The organism is Roseinatronobacter alkalisoli, from assembly GCF_028745735.1.
GTDB classification, from domain to species: Bacteria; Pseudomonadota; Alphaproteobacteria; order Rhodobacterales; family Rhodobacteraceae; genus Roseinatronobacter; species Roseinatronobacter alkalisoli.
Genome location: NZ_JAQZSM010000001.1, coordinates 29598 through 53903, shown reverse-complemented (window position 1 = coordinate 53903; position 24306 = coordinate 29598). Strand labels below are relative to the sequence as shown.

General features: G+C 59.7%; 23 protein-coding genes. 5 read left to right on the top strand and 18 right to left on the bottom strand.

What is annotated here, in order from left to right:
• Positions 1-233 precede the first annotated feature (233 nt).
• Positions 234-1154: a pca operon transcription factor PcaQ gene (gene pcaQ / locus PUT78_RS00330; protein ID WP_274349997.1), complete on the top strand. Its 921-nt coding sequence runs from the start codon at positions 234-236 to the stop codon at positions 1152-1154.
• 6 nt (positions 1155-1160) lie between these two features.
• Here the strand turns inward: pcaQ and PUT78_RS00325 are convergent, their stop codons facing one another.
• From PUT78_RS00325 to PUT78_RS00270, 12 genes are all read right to left on the bottom strand, one after another.
• Entirely contained in the window at positions 1161-2765 is a 1605-nt protein-coding gene (locus tag PUT78_RS00325; RefSeq protein WP_274349996.1) for an acyl-CoA dehydrogenase family protein, read from the bottom strand.
• Positions 2766-2776: 11 nt separating this feature from the next.
• Positions 2777-3544 (bottom strand): SDR family NAD(P)-dependent oxidoreductase, encoded by a 768-nt coding sequence (locus tag PUT78_RS00320; RefSeq protein WP_274349995.1) that lies wholly within the window; start codon positions 3542-3544, stop codon positions 2777-2779.
• Between the two features lie 301 nt (positions 3545-3845).
• Positions 3846-4916 carry a BMP family ABC transporter substrate-binding protein gene (locus tag PUT78_RS00315; RefSeq protein WP_274349994.1) on the bottom strand — a complete coding sequence of 357 codons (1071 nt, stop codon included), beginning with the start codon at positions 4914-4916 and terminating at the stop codon, positions 3846-3848.
• Between the two features lie 37 nt (positions 4917-4953).
• On the bottom strand, positions 4954-5886 hold the full coding sequence (locus PUT78_RS00310) for an ABC transporter permease (RefSeq protein ID WP_274349993.1): 933 nt from the start codon (positions 5884-5886) through the stop codon (positions 4954-4956).
• Positions 5883-6968, bottom strand: coding sequence for an ABC transporter permease (locus PUT78_RS00305; protein ID WP_274349992.1), 1086 nt, complete (start codon positions 6966-6968; stop codon positions 5883-5885). The genes PUT78_RS00310 and PUT78_RS00305 overlap by 4 nt, the downstream gene beginning before the upstream one ends.
• On the bottom strand, positions 6965-8491 hold the full coding sequence (locus PUT78_RS00300; protein ID WP_274349991.1) for an ABC transporter ATP-binding protein: 1527 nt from the start codon (positions 8489-8491) through the stop codon (positions 6965-6967). The genes PUT78_RS00305 and PUT78_RS00300 overlap by 4 nt, the downstream gene beginning before the upstream one ends.
• Before the next feature lie 157 nt (positions 8492-8648).
• Positions 8649-9338: an ABC transporter ATP-binding protein gene (locus tag PUT78_RS00295; RefSeq protein WP_274349990.1), complete on the bottom strand. Its 690-nt coding sequence runs from the start codon at positions 9336-9338 to the stop codon at positions 8649-8651.
• Positions 9335-10090 (bottom strand): ABC transporter ATP-binding protein, encoded by a 756-nt coding sequence (locus PUT78_RS00290; protein ID WP_274349989.1) that lies wholly within the window; start codon positions 10088-10090, stop codon positions 9335-9337. Before PUT78_RS00290 ends, PUT78_RS00295 begins: the two co-directional genes overlap by 4 nt.
• Complete coding sequence (locus tag PUT78_RS00285) at positions 10083-11060, bottom strand: branched-chain amino acid ABC transporter permease (RefSeq protein WP_274349988.1); 978 nt, start codon at positions 11058-11060, stop codon at positions 10083-10085. Before PUT78_RS00285 ends, PUT78_RS00290 begins: the two co-directional genes overlap by 8 nt.
• On the bottom strand, positions 11053-11970 hold the full coding sequence (locus PUT78_RS00280) for a branched-chain amino acid ABC transporter permease (RefSeq protein ID WP_274349987.1): 918 nt from the start codon (positions 11968-11970) through the stop codon (positions 11053-11055). The genes PUT78_RS00285 and PUT78_RS00280 overlap by 8 nt, the downstream gene beginning before the upstream one ends.
• A 60-nt stretch (positions 11971-12030) precedes the next feature.
• Complete coding sequence (locus PUT78_RS00275) at positions 12031-13173, bottom strand: ABC transporter substrate-binding protein (protein ID WP_274349986.1); 1143 nt, start codon at positions 13171-13173, stop codon at positions 12031-12033.
• Between the two features lie 237 nt (positions 13174-13410).
• Positions 13411-14244, bottom strand: a complete 834-nt coding sequence (locus PUT78_RS00270; protein WP_274349985.1) for an alpha/beta hydrolase — start codon at positions 14242-14244, stop codon at positions 13411-13413.
• A 264-nt stretch (positions 14245-14508) separates the two neighbouring features.
• Between PUT78_RS00270 and PUT78_RS00265 the strand changes: the two genes are divergently transcribed.
• Both PUT78_RS00265 and PUT78_RS00260 read left to right on the top strand, forming a co-directional pair.
• A complete protein-coding gene (locus PUT78_RS00265; protein WP_274349984.1) occupies positions 14509-16176 on the top strand; it encodes a cation:proton antiporter in 1668 nt (555 codons plus the stop codon).
• Between the two features lie 51 nt (positions 16177-16227).
• Complete coding sequence (locus PUT78_RS00260; protein ID WP_274349983.1) at positions 16228-17172, top strand: DMT family transporter; 945 nt, start codon at positions 16228-16230, stop codon at positions 17170-17172.
• On the opposite strand, the gene PUT78_RS00255 is transcribed toward PUT78_RS00260, so the two are convergent.
• From PUT78_RS00255 to PUT78_RS00230, 6 genes are all read right to left on the bottom strand, one after another.
• On the bottom strand, positions 17156-17896 hold the full coding sequence (locus tag PUT78_RS00255; RefSeq protein WP_274349982.1) for a YebC/PmpR family DNA-binding transcriptional regulator: 741 nt from the start codon (positions 17894-17896) through the stop codon (positions 17156-17158). The genes PUT78_RS00260 and PUT78_RS00255 overlap by 17 nt on opposite strands.
• Positions 17897-18042: 146 nt before the next feature.
• Positions 18043-18552, bottom strand: a complete 510-nt coding sequence (locus tag PUT78_RS00250; RefSeq protein WP_274349981.1) for a CarD family transcriptional regulator — start codon at positions 18550-18552, stop codon at positions 18043-18045.
• 231 nt (positions 18553-18783) lie between these two features.
• The gene (gene fdxA / locus PUT78_RS00245; protein ID WP_274349980.1) at positions 18784-19122 is read right to left on the bottom strand and encodes a ferredoxin FdxA; all 339 of its coding nucleotides are present in this window, start codon (positions 19120-19122) and stop codon (positions 18784-18786) included.
• Positions 19123-19206: 84 nt separating this feature from the next.
• A complete protein-coding gene (locus PUT78_RS00240; protein ID WP_274350459.1) occupies positions 19207-19578 on the bottom strand; it encodes an RNA-binding S4 domain-containing protein in 372 nt (123 codons plus the stop codon).
• An 18-nt stretch (positions 19579-19596) separates the two neighbouring features.
• The gene (locus tag PUT78_RS00235) at positions 19597-22416 is read right to left on the bottom strand and encodes a helicase-related protein (RefSeq protein ID WP_274349979.1); all 2820 of its coding nucleotides are present in this window, start codon (positions 22414-22416) and stop codon (positions 19597-19599) included.
• A 31-nt stretch (positions 22417-22447) separates the two neighbouring features.
• Positions 22448-23005, bottom strand: coding sequence for a tetratricopeptide repeat protein (locus PUT78_RS00230; protein WP_274349978.1), 558 nt, complete (start codon positions 23003-23005; stop codon positions 22448-22450).
• Positions 23006-23070: 65 nt separating this feature from the next.
• Between PUT78_RS00230 and PUT78_RS00225 the strand changes: the two genes are divergently transcribed.
• Both PUT78_RS00225 and PUT78_RS00220 read left to right on the top strand, forming a co-directional pair.
• A complete protein-coding gene (locus tag PUT78_RS00225; protein ID WP_274349977.1) occupies positions 23071-23358 on the top strand; it encodes an SCP2 sterol-binding domain-containing protein in 288 nt (95 codons plus the stop codon).
• Positions 23359-23363: 5 nt separating this feature from the next.
• Positions 23364-24299 (top strand): alpha/beta fold hydrolase, encoded by a 936-nt coding sequence (locus PUT78_RS00220; RefSeq protein WP_274349976.1) that lies wholly within the window; start codon positions 23364-23366, stop codon positions 24297-24299.
• Positions 24300-24306: the final 7 nt, after the last annotated feature.

Below are 24306 nucleotides of genomic sequence, written 5' to 3'. Positions count from 1 at the left end.
GAAACGATCCTTCAACGACCAAGGCTACCCGGTTTCCGGTCGGGTATCCCATGGCCCCGATACATACCGAATGCTCACGGCCTGACCGAACCGGCATGTGGAAACATGGGGCGATGTTTTCCGTGGCCTGCAGGGCCTATACCGGTGCCTGCATGATCTTCCGGCATTTTGCAAAACCGCTGAAACCACGCTAAACACCTGCGAGTACAACGCCATAACCCAAAGGGCACCCGATGGACCCACGCCTGCGCCTGCGCCATCTGCGCTGCTTTCTGGAAACGGCTCGGCTGGAAAGCCTGAGTGCTGCGGCAATCGCCTTGCATGTGTCGCAGCCTGCGGCGTCAAAAACCATTCGCGAGTTGGAAGACATTCTTGGCGTCGCGCTGTTCGACCGCACAGGCCGCCGTTTGGTTCTGACACCATCGGGCAAGCTGTTCCAGCAACATGCAGGCGGGGCGATGCTGGCGCTGGAACGCGCCCAAAGCCTGGCGCGCAACGCACCTGAACGTGTCACCAGACTGGTGGTCGGCATTCTGCCCACCGTCGCAACAGATGTATTTCCGCGCGCAGCACTGGCCTTTCGTCAGGATATGCCAAACTGCACCTTGCGTGTAAGCACCGGGCCGAACTGGTTGCTGCTGTCGCAACTGCGCGAGGGATCGCTTGACCTGACGATCGGGCGCATGCCCAACCCCGAACAAATGACCGGGCTGGCGTTTCAGCAGCTTTATGCAGAACAGGTGGTGCTGGTGGTGCGCCCCGACCACCCACTGACCCGAAGTGGCGCAACTGCCGACGGCTTGGGCAAATTTCCACTGCTGTTACCGCCAAGCGGCGCGGTCATTGCCCCGGCGGTGCGGTCCTACCTGCTGAGCATCGGGTTGCAGCATGAACCCGCCGCGTTTGAAAGCGTGTCGCTGGCGTTCGGGCGCAAGGTGGTGCAACTGTCAGATGCGGTCTGGTTCATTTCCGCAGGCGTGGTGGAAGATGAAATCCGTCAGGGCAGTTTATGCGCGCTGGAACTGGGAACCAGCCTGATGGCAGGGCCAGTAGGCATTTGCACTCGCGCTGATACCCCGCCTACCCCAGAAAGCACCGCGATGATGCACGCCTTGCAGGGCCTGTTTCCGGTGTCGGACGCCAGCACCACCTGACCGCGCCTAGGCCCCGCCACCCGCCAGTTGCACCATGATCCGCGCCTGTGCCGCCAAATGCGCAATCTGCCCCGGCAGCAAAGAACAGCGCCCCTTCGCAAGGGCGCATATCCGCACTGGTGTCGCATCATCATCCGCCACCCGCAACCAGAAGCCCAGTTCCGCCAGCGCTATGGTTACTTGCATGAATAGCGGCGCAATATCGCGCGGGGCAGAAGCCGTCACGCCACGCAGGTCCGTCCATTCGCGCAATGCATCATGCAATATGTCGCCATTCAAGGTATCGGCAATCTGGCCGATCCATGCGGCAAATGCATCCGCCTGAACACCGCCGCCATGGCTCAACCCGCGTGTCGCAAGTGTGGCTGCGTGAATGCCATTCGCGCCTTCGTAAATCGCACAGATACGGGCATCGCGATAGGTTTGTTCAACACGGTATTCGTGCAAGTAGCCATAGCCCCCCAATACCTGCACCGCCAGTTCGGCGGCCTGTGTTCCCGCATCGGAGCCGCAGACCTTGGCAACCGGGGTCAGGAAATCCGCCAGCGCCTGGTTGCCGGTTTCCAATGCCACCAACGCAGAATGCGTCAGCGCACGCGCGGACAGGGCCAGCGCATCGGCCTCGTCGATCATGCGGCGCACATCGGCATGTTGATCCAGCGTGACCGCCTGCCCGTCCGCACCACGTCCCTGCACCCGCCCTGCCGCATAGGCAGATGCAACCGCATGCGCGCGCGCCGCATGGGCCACCCCCTGCAAGGCAACGTCCAGACGGGCATGGTTCATCAGCGTGAACATGGCCGCCAGCCCCTGTCCCGGCGCACCGATCAGTTCACCTTGCGCGCTGTCAAACGCCATCTGGCATGTGGGCGAGGCATGCAGACCCATCTTTTCTTCAATCCGCGTGACACTCACGGCGTTGCGCACCCCATCCGCCAGCACGGCAGGACAGGCAAACAGGCCAAGATCCCTGGTTCCGTCAGGGCCAGTGCGCGCCAGGACCAGATGCAGGATATTCCCGCTCAGGTTCTGATCCCCGCCAGAGATGAAGATCTTTTCACCCGTGACACGCCAGCCCTGCGCGGTGCTTTCCGCCTTCGTGCGGATGGCAGACAGGTCCGACCCCGCGCCGGGTTCTGTCAGGCACATGGTTGCCAGCCAGTCACCGGACACCAATGGCGGAATGAACCGCGCCTGCTGATCGGCACTGCCGAAATGCATAAGCAAACGGATGGCACCGGGCACAAGCCCTGTCACCATCTGCAGGGAATGGCACGCGCCCGAAAATATTTCCGATGTTGCGGCCTGAACAGCCGCACCCATTCCCTGCCCGCCAAATTCTTCCGGCGCGGTCAGGCCCAGCCAACCATCATCCGCCAGATCACGAAATACCGCGTCGAACCCGTCAGGCATAAATACGCGGCCATTGTGCAAACGGCACCCCTGTCGGTCGCCCGCCTCATCCAGCGGCGCAATGCGCCCTTGGGCGAATGCCGCAAAATGCCGGGTTATTTCGGCCGTCAGCGTGCCATCCCAATCGGGAATGCGGGCGGCACCGGCGAATTCAAGCGACCACAGAATGTCATCAACAGGCGCTGCAAACGGGAGCATTGCCAATGTCCTTATTTGGGGGCCAGACGAACGGCGCTGTCCAGGCGAATGATTTCGCCGTTCAGAATGGGGTTTTCGACGATCTGCTGCACCAGCATGGCAAATTCGTCAGGGTGCCCAAGGCGCGACGGGAAGGGCAGGCTTGCTTCCAGCGATGCGCGGATTTCGGGCGTTAGTCCCGCACTCATCCCGGTTTCAAACAGGCCCGGTGCGACGGCCATGACGCGAATGCCCACCCGCGCCAGTTCGCGCGCGGCAGGCAGGGTCAGCGACGCAACGCCGCCCTTGGACGCGGCGTAGGCCGCCTGTCCGATCTGCCCGTCCTGCCATGCCACAGATGTCGTGTTGACGATTACGCCGCGCGCGCCGTCGTCATCAACCGGGTCCATGGCGGCCATGCCCTTGGCGGCATGCGACAGCACGATATAAGTGCCCAGCAGATTGACGCGCAGTGTGCGTTCAAACAGGTCAATCGGCAGGTCGCCATCACGTGGCAGAATGCGCGATGCCGTGCCAATGCCTGCGCAATTCACCACAATGCGCGGGGCGGCACCAAACGCGGCTTCGGTTGCCGCGAACGCTGCGGCCACACTGGTCGCGTCCGACACATCTGCTGCGACCGCCAGGCCCCCGATTTCCGTTGCGACCTGTTCCGCAGCGTCCATGCTGCGGTCAAGTACGGCAACCTTCGCGCCCGCTGCGGCCAGCCTGCGCGCCGTTGCCGCCCCCAGACCGCTGCCGCCACCAGTTACCAATGCAATATTTTGTGAAATTTCCATCTTAACCTCGTCAGAAAAGTGGTGTGCCGGATCACCTTGCCATACGCGCCCGGTATGGCAGGATCACCCGCATGAAGGCGCGCAGACAGACGCATGCCAGCCGCTGCGGGCGTGAATGAACAAGACCCAAACCCTCACCATTGTGAACTGTTACCAAAGGTAACTATCAGTCAAATCTGCTACTTGCAATAACCAAAACAAAACCGCTCGGAACCCGGTTCACCTGCGCGAGGCGATCACCCAATCAAAAAGGCCCCCCGACATGCAGCGGGGGGCCTGAGCGCAGGAATTTGTTGTCAGATCAGTTCGGAATATCCGAAGTGATCCCTTCAACATAGAAATCCATCGTCAGCAAATCGCCATCTGATGCAACTTCGCCATCAGCCAGCCAGGGCGTGCCGTCCTGTTTGTTGATGGGGCCGGTGAAGGGATGGTATTCACCTGCGGCGATGGCGGCGATCATGTCTTCTGCTTCTGCACGCACATCTTCCGGAATGGTGTCGCTGAACGGGGCAAAGCCCACCATGCCATCGACAATCCCGTGCCAGACATCACCGGCTTCCCAGGTGCCGTCAATCACAGCCTGCACCCGTTCGATGTAATAGGGTGCCCAGACATCCAGAATGCCGGTCAGGTGCGACTGCGGGGCGAAGGCCGACATGTCAGACGCCTGACCAAAGGCAAAGATACCTGCATCCTGCGCCACGGTCAGAGGGGCGGTCGAATCGGTGTGCTGCATGATGATATCCGCGCCCTGTTCGATCAGCGCTTCGGCTGCGGCGGCTTCTTGTGCGGGATCATACCAGCTATAGGCCCAGACCACATTGAATTCGACATCCGGGTTCACGGCCTTGGCATGCAGATAGGCCGAATTGATGCCCATGATCACTTCGGGAATCGGGAAGGACGCGATGTAGCCCACCTTGTTGGTCTGGGTCATCTTGCCAGCGATATGCCCGATAACAGCGCGCCCTTCATAGAAGCGTGCGTTATACAGGCTGACATTGTCGGTTTCCTGAATATAGCCGGTGGCATGTTCAAAGGCGACATTCGGGAACCGTGCGGCAACCGTGTTCATGTCCGGCCCATAGCCAAAGGATGTTGCGAAAATCAGGTCTGTGCCCGACAGCGCCATTTGCGTCATGACGCGTTCAGCATCGGCACCATAGGCAACATTCTCGACATAGGAAGTCTCAATCGCATCGCCGAATTCTTCTTCAAGCGCAATGCGTGCCAGATCATGGGTATAAGTCCAGCCATGATCCCCCACGGGGCCAATATAGACGAAGCCGACCTTGGTCGTGTCGGCAAATACCGGGGCGGCAAGGGTCGCGCCCAGCACACCGGCAGTCAGAAGTTTTTTGAAGCTCATTTCTCGAAGTCTCCCTGTTGGCAGCGAAATTATGACCTCAGCTAGAGGCATGGAAAGGCCGGTTCAGCGACCCGGGTGCATTCAGACTCCCGCGTGCTTTACCCGACGAAATTATGACGAGCACAAGAATGGTTATCAGGTAGGGCGACATTGACAAGTACTCCACCGGGATTCGCACGCCGGCGGCCTGCAAATTCAGCTGCAACACGACCACACCGCCAAACAGATATGCGCCCGCCATGGCCCGCCACGGACGCCAGCTGGCAAACACGACCAGCGCAAGTGCGATCCAGCCTGCGCCCACGGTCATGCCTTCGGTCCATTGCGGCACGCGGATCAGTGACAGATACGCCCCCCCAAGCCCTGCGCAGGCCCCGCCAAACATGATGGCCAGCACCCGCACGCGCTTGACATGATAGCCCAGACCATGCGCCGCATCATGGTTTTCACCCACCGCACGCAGGATCATGCCGGCGCGGCTGTATTTCAGGAACCACCAGACCGCGCCGACCAGTGCAATTGTCAGGTATACCACAATGTCATGCGAAAACACCGCACGCCCCAGAAACGGAATATCCGACAGCAGGCCCAGATCCAGCTTTGGCGTGCGTGGCGGTGTGATGCCCACGTATTTCTGCCCGATCAGCGCCGACAGCCCCAGCCCGAACAATGTCAGCGCAAGGCCGGAGGCCACCTGATTGGTCATCAATGCCTGTGTCAGCAACGCAAACAGCAATGACAACGCCATCCCGCCCAGCGCCGCACCGATGAAGCCCATCAGCGGGCTGCCCGAATTCACCGCGATGATGAAACCCGTCACCGCACCGATGATCATCATCCCCTCAACGCCAAGGTTCAGCACGCCCGCCTTCTCGACGATCAGCTCGCCAATGGCTGCCAGCAGGATGGGCGTTGCAGCAACCATCAGCGCCGCGACCAGCACGGCCGGATTGATTGACCCAAGAATCATGTCCGCACCCCTTTGGACAGCCGCAGCCGGTAATTGGTCTGGAAATCCAGCGCCAGCAGGAAAAACAACAGCATCCCCTGAAACACCTGGATCGCCGCACCGGGCAATTGCAGAATCATCTGCCCCAGTTCCCCGCCGATATAGGTAAGCCCCAGCAACAACCCTGCCAGCACAATGCCAATCGGGTTCAGTCGGCCCAGAAAGGCCACGATGATCGCCGTAAACCCGTAGCCCGTCGCGAACTCAATGCGCACCTGACCACCCGGCCCGGATACTTCAAACATGCCTGCAAGCCCGGCCAGCGCGCCCGAAATCCCCAGACAGATGACCACCAGCCGCGCAGGCGACACACCCGCGAACCGCGCAGCCCTTGGGGCCTGACCGGCAAGCTGGACATGAAAGCCCAGCATGTGCCGCGTCATCATGACATAGGCAAAGATGACAGCAATCAGCGCGGCAACGACACCCCAGTGAATGCCGGTATTGGCGAAAAGTTCTGCGTTATGCGCGGCCTCATAGCGGCGCAGATCGCGTGAGCCGGGAAAACCTGCAATGTCGGGGTTACGCATCACCCCCAAAGCCATCGCGGCCAGTATTTTTTCGGCAACATAGACCAGCAGCAGCGACACAAGGATTTCATTCGTATTGAAGCGGGTTTTCAGAATGGCCGGTATCATGGCCCACAAGAAGCCACCAAACGCCCCCGCCAGCACCATCAGCGGGAAAATATACCACCCCGGCGCGGGAAAGAAGGCCAGCGCGACACCGGCGCCGAACAGCGCGCCCATGATATACTGCCCTTCAGCGCCGATATTCCATATATTGGCCTTGAACCCGACAGCCAGCCCCACGGCAATCAGGATCAGGGGCGCTGATTTGATCAGCAGTTGCGGGCGCGAGTAGCTGCCGAACGTGTCAGAGAAGATGGGATCAAAGAAAATAAGCCGGATGGCGACCACGGGATCCTTGCCCAGCATCGCGAACATGACCGCGCCCGCAAGCATGGTCAGCACGACCGCCAGAAACGGGTTGGCAATGCGCCAGAACTTTGACGGCTCCTTGCGCTTTTCCAGCCGGATCATGCGCTTGCCTCATGTGCAACATGCATATCGCCCGCGCCCCCCATCATCAGACCAATATCTTCCACACTCAGTCCCTTGGCCGGGCGCGTATCTGTCAGCCGCCCTTCGTTCAGGGCAGCGAAACTGTCTGAAATTTCCAGCAGTTCATCCAGATCCTGACTGATGACCAGTACCCCCGCGCCCTTGCCCGCCAGATCCAGCAGCGCCTGCCGGATGGTCGCTGCGGCAGCGGCATCCACGCCCCATGTCGGCTGGTTCACGATGATGACATCGGGATCAAGTTCGATTTCGCGACCAATGACGAATTTCTGCAGATTCCCGCCCGACAGCGCCCGTGCCAGCACATGCGGCCCCGGTGTGCGCACATCAAACCGCGCGATGATGTCGCGTGCGAAACTTTCCGTTTTGCGCCAGTCGATGAAGCCATGTTTTGCCAGCCCCTTGCGGCGCGACGCCGACAACAACGCATTTGCGGTCAGGCTCATATCAGGCGCGGCAGCATGGCCAAGACGTTCTTCGGGGGCAGCCACAAGCCCCAGCAAACGCCGTCCGTTCGGCCCCAGATGCCCGACGGGTTTGCCTTTCAGCTGCACCCGCACTGACGGGGCGGGCAATTCACCTGACAGCATCAGCAGCAATTCATCCTGACCATTCCCCGCCACACCCGCGATGCCCAGAACTTCGCCCTTACGCAGGGTGAAGCTGACATTCTTCAGCGACGTGCCGAACGGATTATTCGATGCCAGCGACAGGTTATCGACCTGCAACACCACATCGCCCTTGGGCTTGGCCGGGCGTTCGGGCGGTGTCAGAACCTGCCCCACCATCAATTCCGCCAGTTCCCGGGCGGATTTTTCGCGCGGGTCACATGTCGCCACCTTGCGCCCGCCACGCAGGATCGTGGCTTCATCGCATAGCGCGCGGATTTCTTCCAGCTTATGCGAAATATACAGAATGGCAGTCCCTTCTGCCGACAATTTGCGCAGGGTCAGGAACAGGATATCCACTTCCTGCGGGGTCAGAACCGATGTCGGTTCATCCATGATCAGCAGCTTGGGATCCTGCAGCAGGCAGCGCACGATTTCCACGCGCTGGCGTTCACCTGCCGACAATTCGCCCACCAGTCGCGCGGGATCAAGCGGCAGGCCATATTCTTCGGACACGTCGCGGATGCGCTGCGCCAGATCACGCAGAGGCGGCGGGTTTTCCATGCCCAGCGCGACATTCTCGGCCACGTCCAGCGCGTCAAACAGGCTAAAATGCTGAAATACCATCGCCACGCCATTGCGCCGGGCCTCTGACGGTTTGGCGGGGGCGAAGGGTTTTCCGTGCAAGTGCATCCGTCCCTTGTCGGGTTTGACGAGGCCATAGATCATTTTGACCAATGTGGATTTGCCCGCGCCATTCTCGCCCAGAAGCGCATGCATCTGCCCTTCGCCAATTTCAAAGGACACGTCATCATTGGCAACAACACCGGGATAAGCCTTGGTAAGCCCGTCAAGCCGCAGCAAAGGCGCGCGCATTGGCATTTCTCCTTCCTGTGTTGTCGGAGCGCTTGTTCCAGCGTTTTCCCGTGGTAAAGAAAAGCTGCAAGCAGGTGCCGTGGCAAGCAGAAATTATGTTCGGTCTGTCGAAACTGCTTCAATGCAACATATATAATCAACGCCTTAACACGCCGGATCACACCCCAAGATAGCGGTGCTGCAAATCTGCAGTTAAACCGTCCGGCGCCCCTTGCCAGATCACGTGCCCACGATCAAGAATAACACTGGCATCCGCAAACGGCAGGATTTCAGACAGCGTTTTATCCACCAGCAGAATGGACAATCCATCCCCGCGCAGCCGGGTGATAGCTGCCCAGATTTCGCGACGGATGACCGGGGCCAGCCCTTCGGTTGCTTCATCCAGAATCAACAATCGCGGGTTGGTCATCAATGCGCGCCCGATGGCCAGCATCTGTTGTTCACCCCCTGACAGGCTGACCGCATACTGGTCAGCGCGTTCGCGCAGGCGGGGAAACAGGCGCTGCACCTGCGCCATGTCCCAGCGACCGGGACGCGCCGCCGCAATCAGGTTTTCACGGACGGTCAGGTTGGGAAAACACCGCCGCCCTTCAGGGACCAGCCCGATGCCCAGACGCGCGGCGCGGAAGGATGGCCAGTTGCTGATATCCTGCCCTGCAAAGATCACGCGCCCCTTGCGCAAGGGCAGCATGCGGCAGGCAGCGGAAATCGTGGTCGTCTTGCCCATGCCGTTGCGGCCCATCAGCGCCACCGCCTGCCCTTCGTCCACCTGCAGGGTCACGCCATCCAGCGCCTGTGACGCGCCATAAAATACGTGCAGGTCTTCAAGTTGCAAAAGCGCGGTCATGTCGCAGGCTCCTCGCCCAGATAGGCGGCGCGCACCGCCGGGTTTGCACGGATTTCCGCAACCGTCCCTGTGGCAATAACGCAGCCATAGACCAACACCGAAATGCGGTCCGCCAGCCGGAACACTGCATCCATGTCATGTTCGACAAGCAGGATGGGCGCTTGCTGTTTCAGTTCCTGCAGGAATGTCACCAGCCGCGCCGTGCCTTCGGCCCCAAGCCCCGCCATTGGTTCATCCAGCAGGAAACACTGCGGGTTCAATGCCAGCGCCACGGCTATTTCCAGCAAGCGCCGCTCGCCATGGCTTAGGAATGCGGCCGCGACCGATGCGCGCGGCACAAGGCCCACACGCGCCAGCATGTCGCGCGCCGCGCTTTGCAAACCACGGTCCAATGCCACAGGGCGCAGAAAACGATAGCTGTGGCCCTGCTTCGCCTGAAGCGCCAGCATCACATTGCGCAGCGCCGAATATTCAGGGATCAGGGATGATACCTGAAAGCTGCGCGCCAGTCCCAGCCGCGCCCGCTGCGCGACAGACAGCCCGGTTATGTTCTGCCCCGCCAGCCAGACACTGCCCGCTTCCGGCGCGATCCTGCCCGAAATCAACCCCATCAGCGTGGTTTTACCTGCACCATTGGGACCGATAAGCGCGTGAATTTCACCGCGCCGCAGGGTCAGGGACACATTGTCGGTGGCTTTCAGCGCCCCGAAATTCCGGCACAAGCCGCGCAATTCCAGCACCGGATCATCCATGCCGCGCCCGTCCCGCAATCAGCCCGATCAGCCCGCCGCGCGCAAACAATACCACCGCCAGCAACACAAGACCCAGCCACAGTTTCCAGTGCTCGGTCACGCCACCGAAAAACACTTCGAACCCCACCAGGATCGCTGCACCGGCAACCGGGCCGAACAACCGCCCGACGCCACCCAATATGATGATGACGATCAACTCACCCGACATGGTCCATGCCATCATCGCCGGACTGACAAAGCGTGTCAGATCCGCCATCATCGCGCCGGCAAGGCCCGTGATCATCCCCGACAGAATAAACGCCGTCAGCCTGATGCCGAAGGGTGAAATGCCGACCGCCGCCGCACGGTCCGGGTTTTGCCGGATGGCCATTAGTGCCGCGCCAAACCGCGCCGCGCGCAGTAGGGCGAAAACCAGCAGCGCCGCCATCAACACAGCATAGGCGATCAGGAACAAATCCCATGGGCGGTTGGTGTTCATGCCCGGGAACTGGTTGCGCATGAATATGGGCAGGCCATCCTCGCCGCCATAAGCGGGCCATGACAGTGCAAAGAAGAACCCCATCTGCGCAAAAGCAAGCGTGATCATGATGAAGAAAATGCCCGATGTGCGCAGCGACAACGCGCCCACCACAGCGGCAACACCCCCGGATACCAGCATGGCAATCGCCCAGACCGGCAGCATCTGGTTGGTGCCGGGCAATCCCAGAACGGGCGTGCCATTGAACGCATGATGCGCGGCAATACCCGCAACATAGCCACCAATACCCAGATACAGCGCATGCCCGAATGACACCATACCCCCCAGCCCCAGCGCAATGTTCAGGCCCACCGCCGCAATTGCCAATATGGCAACGCGGGTGGCGAGTGTAATAATGAACGGCTCCCCTGCTATCCACGCCCAAAGCGGCACCACGAACAATGCCAGCGCCAATGCGCTATTCAACAGCCATTCCCTGCGCGCGCTATCCATGGGCGGGAAACAGTCCTTTGGGCCGGAAAATCAGGATCAGCGCCATCAGCAGATAGATCAGCATTGATGCCAGCGCGGCGCCCACACCCATCGCCTGTGATGTGTCCAGAAACAGCGCAAAGGCGCGGGGCAACAGGAACCGGCCCATCGTGTCGATGACACCCACCAGCAATGCGCCGACCATCGCGCCCTTGATCGACCCGATACCGCCAATGACGATCACAACAAACGCCAGAATCAGTACCGGTTCGCCCATACCGACCTGTACCGATTGAATCGCGCCCACCAACGCACCCGCAAGCCCCGCCAACGCGGCCCCGAGCGCGAAAACAACCGTATAAAGAGCGCGGATATTCACCCCCAGCGCAGCAATCATTTCACGGTCCGATTCGCCTGCGCGAATGCGGATACCTAGTCGGGTTTTCGCGATCAGTAGCCACAAGCCCAGCGCCACGGCCAGCCCAAACCCGATCAGCGCCAGCCGGTACAGTGAATAATCGACGATGCCCAGCCTGACAGTGCCGCGGAAAAGATCAGGCACGTTCAGATATAGCGGGAACGGCCCGAAAATCATGCGCACGCCTTCCGACAGGATCAGGATAAGCGCGAATGTCGCCAGCACCTGATCCAGATGGTCACGGTCATACAGCCTGCGGATAACCACAACTTCAATCAGCGCGCCCGCAGCGGCGGCGGCGGCAATTCCGGCCAGAAGCCCAAGCCAGAAATTGCCCGTCGCGCCCGCCACAGCCGCGCATAGAAACGCGCCGATCATGTAAAGTGACCCATGCGCAAGATTGATCAGCCCCATGACGCCGAAAACCAGTGTCAGTCCGGCCGACATCAGAAACAGCATCAGCCCGAATTGCACACCGTTCAGCAACTGCTCGAGCACAAGCGCGAGTGTCATGGAAAGCCTTTTGCGGAAGGGCAAGTAACCCCGGTCGGCGCCGGGGTTAGTTTGCGTGTTTTACATGTTGCAGTTTTCGCCATGCACATCGGCATGCGCTTCAAACGCGGTTCCCACAATACGGTTGGTGATTTCGCCGTCCACCTCGACCACTTCGCGGATATAGACCCGTTGAATCGGGTGCTGGTTCGGGCCCCATGCAAAGTCACCGCGCACTGAATCGAAATCGGCCTCCAGCAGGGCGTCGCGGAATGCAGCTCGGTCACTGACATCCGCCTTGGCCGCGGCAGACAGGATCAGATTCGCCGTATCAAACCCCTGACTGGCATAAAGCGACGGGATACGCCCGAATTCCGCGCGAAACGCCGCAACAAATTCCTGATTGGCCGCGTTGTCCAGATCAGGCGACCATTGGCTTGCATTGAACACGCCCAGCGCGGCGGACCCGACAGCGGGCAGAATGTCCTGACTGAATGTGAACGCAGCCGAAACAATTGGCAGATCCAGGCCAGATTGTTCATACTGGCGCATGAAGCTGATACCCATGCCACCGGGCAGGAAGATGAAGATGGAATCCGCACCCGATGCACGGATCTGCGCCAGTTCGGCAGCGTAATCGGTCTGGCCCACTTGGGTGAACAGCTCGCCCGCCAGTTCCCCCTCATAGTAGCGTTTGAACCCGTTCAGCGCATCGGTGCCTGCGGGGTAATTCGGGGCCATGATGAAAGTGTTCTGATAGCGCAATTCATTGGCATATGCGCCAGCACCTTCGTGCAACATATCATTTTGCCACGCGACATTGAAATAATTCGGGTGACAATTCGCCCCTGCCAGCGCCGAGGGGCCAGCATTCGGCGACAGATACAGGATATCCTGTGCGACCGCAGACGGCACCACCGCCATTGCCAGATTGGACCAGATGATACCGGTCAGAATGTCCACACGTTCAGACTGAATCATGCGTTCAGCAATCTGCACAGCAAGTTCGGGGCGTTGCGCGTCATCTTCGATCACCAGACGGATATTCTGCGCGTCTGCCATGTCCAGTGCCAGTTGGAACCCGTCGCGCATATCGACGCCCAGCCCGGCACCACCGCCCGATAGTGTTGTGATCATGCCCACGCTGACAGTATCGGCCTGTGCCATGGTGGCAGCGCCCGCTGCCAATGTTGCGGCAAATACCGCATGTTGGAATACCTTCATTCGTTCCCGTCCCCCTGTTTATCTGGTCTTTGGCGACAGTCTTGCGCAAGGCCGCAGGAAAAGTAAAGTTCCCGTAACCGTTTGGCGGAATTTCACAACCCGCGGCGTTCGAACCGGAACCGCATCAGGGGAACCGGCAGGGCCGAACGAAACCGGCCTATTGCGGACACCCAAAGGCGCGGAGCAAAGGCCGCAACCGCCCGCAAACGGGATATTTCGTCCTGATCTGATCAGCCGCTAGCCCTCGGGCAGTTGCAGCAAGGCGCGGGTCAACATGCTGTCCGCGTGTTCCAACCCGTCAATGACGTTGAAATGGTGCAGCCCTTCATCAACGACCAACCGGACAGGCGTGCCGCAACGCGACCACGCCTCGCGCAGCAGCGCGGATTGGCGCAGGAATTCCGGCCTTTCATGCCCGCCGACCCACACCGTCACTGCAACCCCGCCCAAGGGGCGCAACAAGGCGGGGCTTTCGCTTTGCGCGGTCTGGTCGGTCAGGCCCAGCGTGGTATTCATCGCGGTCATCTGCAAAGGGCGCAGATCATGCAAACCGGAAATCGACAGCACATGGCGCATGCGCGCGCGCACATCTGGCGGCAAGGGCGTATCGTCACAAACCATACGGGTGACCAGATGCCCCCCTGCTGAATGGCCCGACAGCATGATGGGACCGACCACATGCCGCGCGATTTCAGTGATCGCACGGCCAATCTGACCGGTCATCTGGTCAATGCGGGCATTTGGCGCCAGCGTGTATTGCGGCAACGCAACCGCCCATCCCCGCGCCAACGCCCCTTGCGCCAGATGCGACCATGAGGATTTGTCAAAAGCCATCCAGTAGCCGCCATGCACGAAGACCACTGCCCCTTTGGGCGGGGTGTCGGCAGGCAGGAACAGGTCAAACGCCTCGCGCGGGGGGGTGCCATAGCGCAGATCAAGGCGCGCATCCTGCGCGGTTTCACGAAACGATCGCGCGCATGTGGCCCAGGCATCAGTGAAACTGCCTGCCTGATCAATATAGGGCCGGTTGGCAAATGCGTCGTCCCAGTCAATACCTGTGTGGTCCTGCATGTCTTCGCCTTGTTCCATTCGCCAAGATCCATTGCGCGCCGTGCGTGAACCGCAAGCTACAAGGATCGGTGCGACCCGCGCAACCCTTGCCATCTGCGATGCTGCAACCCCATGGTTTCAAACGAACTGCGACCGCATATCCCGTGACATGTTGAACGCCTGCGGTTATGCAGCTACCATGCACGGGCGCTGTATCCGACCGGGTGGCGCGCAGATCCGCGCGGTTTTGCCAGCACGGATATCAGCAGTACAGGACACCCCCTGATGGATACCAGTTTTGCCTCTATCTTCTATGAAATAGCGCTGCTGGTGCTGCTTGCGTCGGTCGTGGGCTTTTTCGGGTTGCTGGCCCGGCAGCCATTGGTCGTGGCCTTTATTGCAGTCGGGGTTCTGGCGGGGCCGGATGCGTTGGGACTGGTCTCTTCCACTGATTTCATTGAAACCCTCAGCCAGATTTCCATTGCGGTCCTGCTGTTTCTGGTCGGCCTGAAACTTGACCTTGGCCTTGTGCGCAATCTGGGCAAGGTCGCGGTGGCCACCGGGCTGGGGCAGGTCACATTCACCGCGTTCTTTGGTTTCCTGATCTGCCTTGCGCTGGGGCTTGATGCGGTCACGTCACTCTACATCGCAATTGCCCTAACGTTTTCGTCAACGATCATCATCGTCAAGCTGTTGTCGGACAAACAGGAAATCGGTGCCCTGCATGGCAAGATCGCATTGGGGTTCCTGATTGTTCAGGATATTTTCGTTGTTCTGGCAATGGTCACATTGTCGGCGCTGGGTGTCGGCATGGGCGACGAGGCCGGGTCGATTACAGATATCGCGCTGGTCTTTGCGGGCGGGGCGGGCATGGTGGTGTTTGTCATCCTGTTCATCCGATATGCGGCCGAACCCCTGCTGAACATGATTTCACGCTCGCCCGAACTGATGGTCATTTTTGCCGTGGGCTGGGCCGCCAGTCTGGCGGCGGCAGGTGACGCGCTTGGCTTTGGCAAGGAACTGGGCGGGCTGCTGGCAGGGGTGTCGCTGGCGTCTACGCAATACCGCGAAGCAATCAGTTCCCGTCTTGCCAGCCTGCGCGACTTCCTGTTGCTGTTTTTCTTCATCAACCTTGGGGCGTCACTGGACCTGTCAACGCTGGGCGACCAGATCGGTCCGGCGATTGTGCTGTCGCTGTTTGTGCTGATCGGCAACCCGCTGATCGTTCTGGCGATCATGGGGTATATGGGATACCGCAGGCGCACGGGTTTTCTGGCCGGGCTGACCGTTGCGCAGATATCGGAATTCTCGCTTATCTTCATGGCAATGGGCATTACCATTGGCCATGTCGGACAAGGCGCAATGGGGCTTGTGACGCTGGTAGGGTTGGTGACAATTGCCTTGTCCGTCTACATGATCACTTGGTCGCACAAACTGTATGAAATCTGCGAGCCTTGGCTGGGCATGTTCGAGCGCCGCAATGCCCACCGCGAGAACGAAGATACCGCAGCCGATGCGCTGGACCGGAATTATGATTTCGTCATCTTCGGGCTTGGCAGGTATGGGTGCCGTATTGGCCAGCGCCTGCATGAACAGGGGTTCAGGGTCCTGGGTATCGATTTTGACCCCGAAGCCCTGACAAACTGGCGCAGGATGGGGTTGAGCGCCGCGTTTGGCGACGCGACCGATCCGGAATTCGTGGCACATCTGGAACTGGGCGCTGTCAAGGCGGTGGTGTCAGCGGTCCCGCGCGAACGTGGCAGCCTGACAGAAACGGACCCGCAGCTTGCGCTGTTGCATGGTCTGAAATCCGCCAATTACGCTGGCAAGGTTTTCCTGTCCGTGCAGCAAATGGCAGAAGCCGAGGATTTGCTGAAGCGCGGGGCGAGTGTCATCCTGAAACCCTTTGATGATGCGGCGGATTACGCGGTCAGGCAACTTACCAAAGCGTGACCCCCGTCCATTTCCCTTGTCTGCATTCATGGGCTGTGCAAAATACTGCACATGATAAATACCCCTGCCACATCGCGCCCCCTGCTTGGCGTTTTCTGGATGCTGGTTACAGGCATTTGCTTTGTGGCGGTCACGGCGCTGGTCAAATACTTGGGCGATGACATGCCTGCGGCGCAATCAGCGTTTATACGCTATGCGCTGGGGCTTGTGTTCCTGCTGCCGATGCTGCCATCGCTGCGCGCACTGACCCTCACGCGCAGCAATATGACCGTATTCACCTTGCGCGGATTTCTGCATGCCCTGGGGGTTATCCTGTGGTTCTATGCCATGACCCGTATTCCATTGGCCGAAGTCACGGCAATGAACTACTTGTCACCCATCTATGTCACGCTGGGCGCGGCCCTGTTTCTGGGCGAGAAACTGGCCATGCGGCGCATTCTGGCGGTTCTGGTGGCGTTCATCGGCGCGCTGGTAATCCTGCGCCCCGGTCTGCGCGAAGTGTCCAGCGGGCATATTGCCATGATCGGAACAGCGATTCTGTTCGCTGCATCCTATTTGATGGCCAAGCGCATGTCGGATCAGGTGAATGCTGCTGTGGTGGTGGGGATGTTATCCATCACTGTTACTATTTTTCTGGCACCATTTGCATGGGCGGTCTGGGTGCCGCCCACATGGACACAGATATTCTGGCTGTTCTGGGTCGCAGCGTTTGCCACCGGCGGGCATTTTGCGATGACGCTGGCCTTCGCCGCAGCGCCCATCACGGTGACGCAACCGGTCACTTTTCTGCAACTGGTATGGGCCGTGTTGCTGGGCGCGATCGCATTTGGCGAAAACGTTGACCTGTTTGTCATTCTGGGCGGCGGCGTCATTATGGGGTCGGTACTGTTCATCACATTGCGCGAGGCGCAGTTGCGCCAGCAGACCAGACGCGCAGAGGCCGCGCCCACCCATCCAGGGGCGGGCGCGAAACAAGGGCCTACAATTCTGCCATAACCTCGTCCGAGATTTCAAAATTCGCGGTCACATTCTGAACATCGTCGTCATCTTCCAACGCATCGATCAATTTCATAAGTGTCCGGGCGCCGTCCAGATCCAGCTCCGTGGTGGTTTGCGGCTTCCAGACCAGCTTGGTGCTTTCAGACTCGCCCAGTGCATCTTCCAGCGCGGATGACACGGCACCAAGGTCGGTATCAGCGCACCAGATCACGTGCCCGTCCTCGTTGCTTTCGACATCTTCTGCGCCCGCATCAATTGCCGCCAGCAACACAGTATCCGCGTCGCCGACACTGGCCGGATAGACAATCTGGCCTTTGCGGTCGAACATGAATGCAACCGATCCGGTTTCCCCCAGATTGCCGCCGTTCTTGGAAAATGTGGACCGCACGTTGGATGCCGTGCGATTGCGGTTGTCGGTCATTGCCTCGACAATAACGGCGACCCCGCCCGGCCCATAGCCTTCATAGCGGATTTCATCGTAATTCTCGGCATCGCCGCCCTGCGACTTCTTGATCGCGCGTTCGATATTGTCCTTGGGCATTGAAACGGCCTTGGCCTCTTTCACGGCCAGACGCAGGCGCGGGTTCTTGTCCGGGTCCGGGTCGCCCATCTTGGCGGCCACGGTAATTTCCTTGGACAGTTTGGAAAAAAGCTTCGCGCGCACCGCATCCTGACGGCCCTTGCGATGCTGGATATTGGCCCATTTGGAATGGCCTGCCATCTGTGAACTCCGGAATTATGCTGGTTGTCGGGTTCTCTTAGTCCAGGGCGCGGGGCCGAGGCAAGCCCTGCGCTGGGGTATGCAGCAAAGCAGCGCCCAATAAAAACGCCCGCGAATGCGGGCGCTTTCATTACATTGGCAGCGATTCAGGCTGCGCGCGACACCAGAACATCGCTGACCTGCTTTTGTGCAATCACTTCATCACCACCGGCAACAGCGGCAACTTCGCGGGTCAGACGTTCCAGCGCAGCTTCATACAACTGACGCTCGGAATAGGATTGTTCGCGCTGGTCATCATTGCGGTGCAGGTCGCGCACCACCTCTGCAATCGCCAGAAGATCGCCGGAATTGATTTTCTGTTCATATTCCTGCGCCCGGCGCGACCACATGGCCCGCTTGACACGTGCCTTGCCCTTCAGGGTTGCAAGCGCTTTGTCCACGATCTCAGGCGAGGAAAGCGACCGCATGCCGACTGTGGCGGCCTTGTTGGTCGGCACGCGCAATGTCATCTTTTCCTTTTCAAAGGAAATGACGAAAAGTTCCAGTTTCAGACCGGCAATTTCCTGTTCTTCAATAGAAATGATCTGTCCGACCCCATGGGCAGGATAGACAACAAATTCATTCGGGCGAAACTCGGACTTTTTCGATTTGGACATTCAGCTTTTCCCTTCAGGCCCCCATGTCACACAAAAAGAAACACGTCAGGAAAATAATTCCCTGAAGCATCTGCAAATCGCGGACAAAAAAACGGCAGGTGACAGCGCTGCCGGTTCGGGACGGTTTCATCTTGTATTGATTCTATATCACAAAATTGCCGCGAATCAAAGCGACTTGATCAAATGCCCGCAAATATCAGGTAAAAACGCCGCGATAGTGCCACGCGGGCCTTATCCACCTTCACCGGGGTTTTCGGAAAAATACTTGGTGCGCTTATCCGGTTCGCCGTCGCGGTCCGTTGCTTCGGGAAGCGGGTCTTTCTTGGTGACGATGACAGGCCACATTTCCGAATATTTGCGGTTGAACTCAACCCAGTCTTCCATGTCAGGCTCTGTATCAGGCCGGATGGCATCTGCGGGGCATTCGGGTTCGCATACGCCGCAGTCGATGCATTCATCCGGATGAATAACCAGCATATTCTCGCCCTCATAGAAGCAATCGACAGGGCATACTTCCACGCAATCGGTGTATTTGCAGGCAATGCAGTTGTCGATCACCACATATGTCATCAGATCCGGTCCTTCTGTCTGAACGTCACCCCTGCCGCCTATGACGGGCAGAGTGTCGAAGGGGACATAATCCAGCGCTTGCGATCAATCAAGCCGATCTGGTGCAGATGCGGCAAATCGACGACGGTCGCGCTTATCTGGCCGCCCGCCAGCAACAGGCACAGGGCGCGACAGGTCTTTGGGTGGGGGCGGTGGTGACAGATCTTCGTACAAGGACTGCGCTTCAGGTGCGGGGCCACGGCGCGTGCCACAATCCAGCACACGCACCACCACCACCCGCGCACCCAATGAAAAGCTGAGCACGTCATCTGCACCCACCTTCACCGCAGGTTTCGACACCGGCACTGAATTCACCCGGAAACCCGGACCGGACACCAGTTTGACGGCCAGCGACCGGGTTTTGACAAAACGGGCATGCCACAGCCATTTGTCCAGACGAATCGTTTCGCGGGACATGGCAGCGGGCACGCGCGATCACTCCTTGGTTTTCAGCCCCATAAGCGCGGCTGCAAAAGGATTGTCGGGATCGATGCGGTCGGATTTGCGGGGACCGGCGCTGTAATCGCGGGGCTTGTTTTCGGGTTTCTTGCCCTTGGGCTTGCCGCCTTTAGGTTTTTGTCCCTGCGATTTGCGCTGATCATTGCGCCCGTCCTGTTGCGGTTTGCGCGCAGGGGCGCGCGCGTCACGCCGCGGGCGGGGTGCCCAGGTGAAGGTATAGAACACCTCATGCTGTTCTTCGGGCGCTTCGGCCTGCGGCTGGGGTGTTGCCTGCGCAGCTTCTTCGGCATCTGGCGTGTCGGCGGGGGCGCTGTCGGGCGTCACGCTTGCAGACAGGTCATCATCCCCTTCTGCGGGCGGTTCCACTGTATCCGCGGCCGCGTCAGCAGGTTTGGCGGGTGCCGGAGCCGGTTTCACCTTCACGCGCTCGCCCTTTTCGGCAGCGTAGCCCAGCCCCTGCATCATGTCAGCGAACTGTTCCAGCGTGGTGCCGGTAATCGACAGCATGTCAGGCGTTGCTTCAAACCCGGCACGGCTATCACAGGCGCGCAGCAGATCTGCCAGCCGTTCCAGCATGTCGATGCGAATCGCGCGCGCACCGGCTGGACGATAGCCCGACATATTGTAATGCGCGGTTGGTATTTCCGGCAGATGCGGGATGGTTACCAGACCGGCGGGCGGGCTTTCGGGGAATTCATCCAGCCCTTCAGCCAGCGATTTCAGCACCAGCCGCAACCGCGTCGGCGCGGGTTTCAACAGCAACGGCAGAAAAACGGTATACTGGCCGAATCGCACCCCATGCTTGCGCAACATTCCGCGCGCATCCTGATCCAGCGCCTTGATGTCCTGCGCGATCTGTTCACGCGGGATAACGCCCATCGCCTCTACCAGCTGAAAGGCCACGCCGCGGGCCAGCCCCGACAGGGTTTCATCGCGCGACATGTTCAGAAGCGGTTCAAACAGCGCCGCGATCTTGCGATCCATGAAATGCTGCAGGCGGCGGCGCACCTTTTCGGCCACGTCATGGCCCGCTTCATCATCGACGAATGCGGTGATCTGCGGGCGCATGGCGTCATCGCCCTTGACCAGCTTGCCGACAGCCGTATCGCCCCACATCAACCCACCCTGTTCGGTGAAGTCGAATTCAGTATCGGGGGCATTATAGAATTTGTCTGCCCGCAGATGGAACAGCGGTACCAGCGCGGAAAGCGACGCCTGACGCAATGTCTTTGCCTCGTCCGGGCTGTCGGTCTTGTCCTGACGGAAGCGGAACCCTTCCAGCCGTCCGATCAGTTCGCCCTCAACGGTCACTTCGCCCTTGTCGTTCACCTCAGCCACAAGGCTCTCCTTCTGCTTCAACCGCCGCATCAACACCGAGGTGCGCCGGTCAACAAATCGCTGCGTCAGCCGGTCATGCAATGCATCCGACAAGCGGTCTTCTACAGCGCGCGTCGCCCCGCGCCAATGCTTTTCGTCATCGACCCAGCCCTTGCGCTGCGCAATATATGTCCATGTGCGAATATACGCCAACCGGCGCGACAATGCATCAATATCCCCATCAATGCGATCAATGCGCTGGATATTGCGCGCAAGCCAGTCGGTATCGATGCGCCCGGCGCCTTGCAGGAATTCAAACACCTGCGTCAGCAGACCAGCATGTTCAGCCCCTGAAATGCCACGAAAATCCGGTATGCGGCACACATCCCACAGCAAGCGCACATCCGGCGGGCCAGTCAGCCGGTCCAGCGTTTCGGGTTGTGCGACAAGGGTTTTCAGCGCGGTCAGGTCATCAGCATCGCGGGCACGGGTCAGCCAGTCATTCTGCGTCTGCCCTTCAAGCGAGGCAATAAGCCGCGCCACTGTCCCGAATTCCAGCCGCGCATTGCGCCATTGCAGTTTGCGCACCGGCAGGAATTCATGATTCTCGATCGCAGTGATCACTTCATCAGCCAAGGGCCGCGCTTCGCCTGTCACACCAAAACTGCCGCTGGTCTGGTAGCGCCCGGCGCGGCCTGCAATCTGGGCCAGTTCATCCGGGTTCAGCGGGCGCATGCGGCGGCCATCGAATTTATGCGTGGCCGAAAAGGCCACATGCTTGATGTCCAGATTCAACCCCATGCCAATCGCATCAGTCGCCACCAGAAAATCGACATCGCCATTCTGATACAGCGCCACCTGCGCGTTGCGGGTGCGCGGCGACAGCGCCCCCATGACGACAGCGCAGCCGCCCTTCTGTCTGCGAATCAGTTCGGCAATGGCATAGACATTTTCAACACTGAACCCGACAATCGCGCTGCGCGGCGGCATGCGGCTGATTTTCTTTGACCCTGTATAACTTAGTTGCGACAGACGTTCGCGCCGCTGGAACTGTACGCCCGGAACCAGCGCGGCGATCGCCGATCGCATCGTGTCTGACCCCATGAACAGCGTTTCATGCAGGCCCCGCGCATGCAGCAGCCGGTCGGTGAACACATGCCCGCGGTCAGCGTCTGCACAGAGCTGTATTTCGTCCACGGCAACGAAATCGGCGCCAATCTCGACCGGCATCGCCTCGACGGTGCAGACCCAGTATTGGGTGCGGTCGGGAACGATACGTTCTTCGCCGGTAATAAGGGCCACGCAATCGGGGCCACGCAGGGCAAGAATGCGGTCATAGACTTCGCGCGCCAACAGGCGCAGCGGCAGACCGATAACCCCCGTCCTGTGGGCAAGCATACGTTCAATTGCGTAATGGGTCTTGCCGGTATTGGTCGGGCCAAGCACGGCAACCACGCGCGCATTTGCGCGAATATTCATCCGCCAACCCCCGGCTTGCACCCCTGCCCTGTCAGAGAGAGGTGCCCTGCAGCTTCCGCGTGAGCCGCTCCAGCGCCGCTTTTACGTCACGGCGATGCGGATGTATAGCCGCCGCCGCTTCCCATGCGCGGCGGGCATCATCATGACGTTCAAGGTCTTCCATGATACGCCCAAGCCCGATAAGGGCCGCGAAATGATGCGGATTGCGTGCCAGTGTTTCGCGTATGTCATTCAGCGCAAGGCCATAGTTCCTCGCCATGAACCAGGCCGTGGCGCGCGCATTCCAGCCTTCGGCGAAATCCGGGGCATGGTCGATAAGGGCGGAAAAATGATCAATAGCTGCAGCCGCATCGCCGCGTTCCAGCGCATCGCGCCCTCGCTGCAGCAATAAATCCGCGCTGGCAGACCCCGACCGCGACCATTCGCGGAAAACCTGCCGTTCAACGCGCTGCCAGTTTTCCAGATCAGGATCGCGCAACTGTTCCAGCAATTCCGGGACATCACCACCATGTGTGTCCGCCGCCGCAGCAGGGGCAAGCAACACAAATGCCGCAACGACAGGATTGAGAATGTTTCGCTGAATGGTCATAGTACGCAGTGTAACGCATCGCAGCAGTATTTCCACTGCCCGGCGATCACAAATCGGAGCAAAACATGAGCGACATCCTGACCCACGCAATTGCCGCATTGTCAGACAAACTCGGGGACGGGTTTGAGGGCAGCGCAAAATTCCGGATCGAAGGCGAGGGCAGCATTGTCGTTGATGAATCGGGCGTGCGCGAAGGCGATGACGACACCGATGTGACCATGATTGCCAGCGCGGAAACATTCCAGGGCATTATCGAAGGGGACGTAAACCCGACCATGGCCTTCATGTCCGGCAAACTGAAGATCGAAGGGAATATGGGCATGGCGATGAAGCTTGGCGCAGCACTCAGCTAAGGCTGATGACCCCCGCCCCCTTTCACGCAGAAATTGCTGATGCCCCCCCTCCTGAAAGGGTGGTGTGGGCGCAGGCCGATGACGACACGCGCATACGGCTGGCCTTATGGCCCGCCGGTCCGCGCGGCATGGTGGCCATTTTTCCCGGCCGGACTGAAGTAATCGAAAAATATGGCCGCATCGTCACCGACCTTGCCGGTCGGGGGTATGGCGCGGCAGTGATTGACTGGCGCGGGCAGGGGCTGTCCGACAGGTTGCGTGACACGCCCCTGTTGGGTGACGTCCCTGATTTTGCGGATTTTCAACGCGATGTTGCTGTTTTCCGGCAGTTTCTGGACTTGCATGCCCCTGATGCCCAACGCTTTGTGCTGGCGCATTCGATGGGTGGCTGCATCGCATTGCGGGCGCTTGTGAATGGCTTTCCCGCGCGCGCCGTGTCCTTCAGCGCGCCAATGTGGGGTCTGCCCCTGAGCAACACCCTGCGCTGGATGATCGCGGTATCGCGCCCCACATTGGGTTTGACAAAACTGGTCCTGCGCGAAGTGCCCGGCGCAGGGATAGAATTCCGGCTGTGGGAAAATTCATTCGATAACAACGACCTGACCAGCGACCGCGCCACCTATGAATGGATGCAGCGGCAGGTTCAGGCCCACCCCGAATTGCGGTTGGGGGCACCATCGCTGCGCTGGCTGATGGCCGCACTGGCTGAAACGACCGCCCTTGCCGGATCACCATCGCCCGCAATGGCGGCCTATTGCGGGCTGGGCACGCGCGAACGCGTTGTATCAGACGATGCCATCCATGCGCGGATGGCCACATGGCCGCAAGGGCAACTGGACATGTTTGACGGTGCCTTGCATGAACTGATGATGGAACGTCCGGCAGCCCGCGGGCGATTTCTGGACCAGACATGCGCGACATTCGACGCCGCGCAACCCTGATATGTTG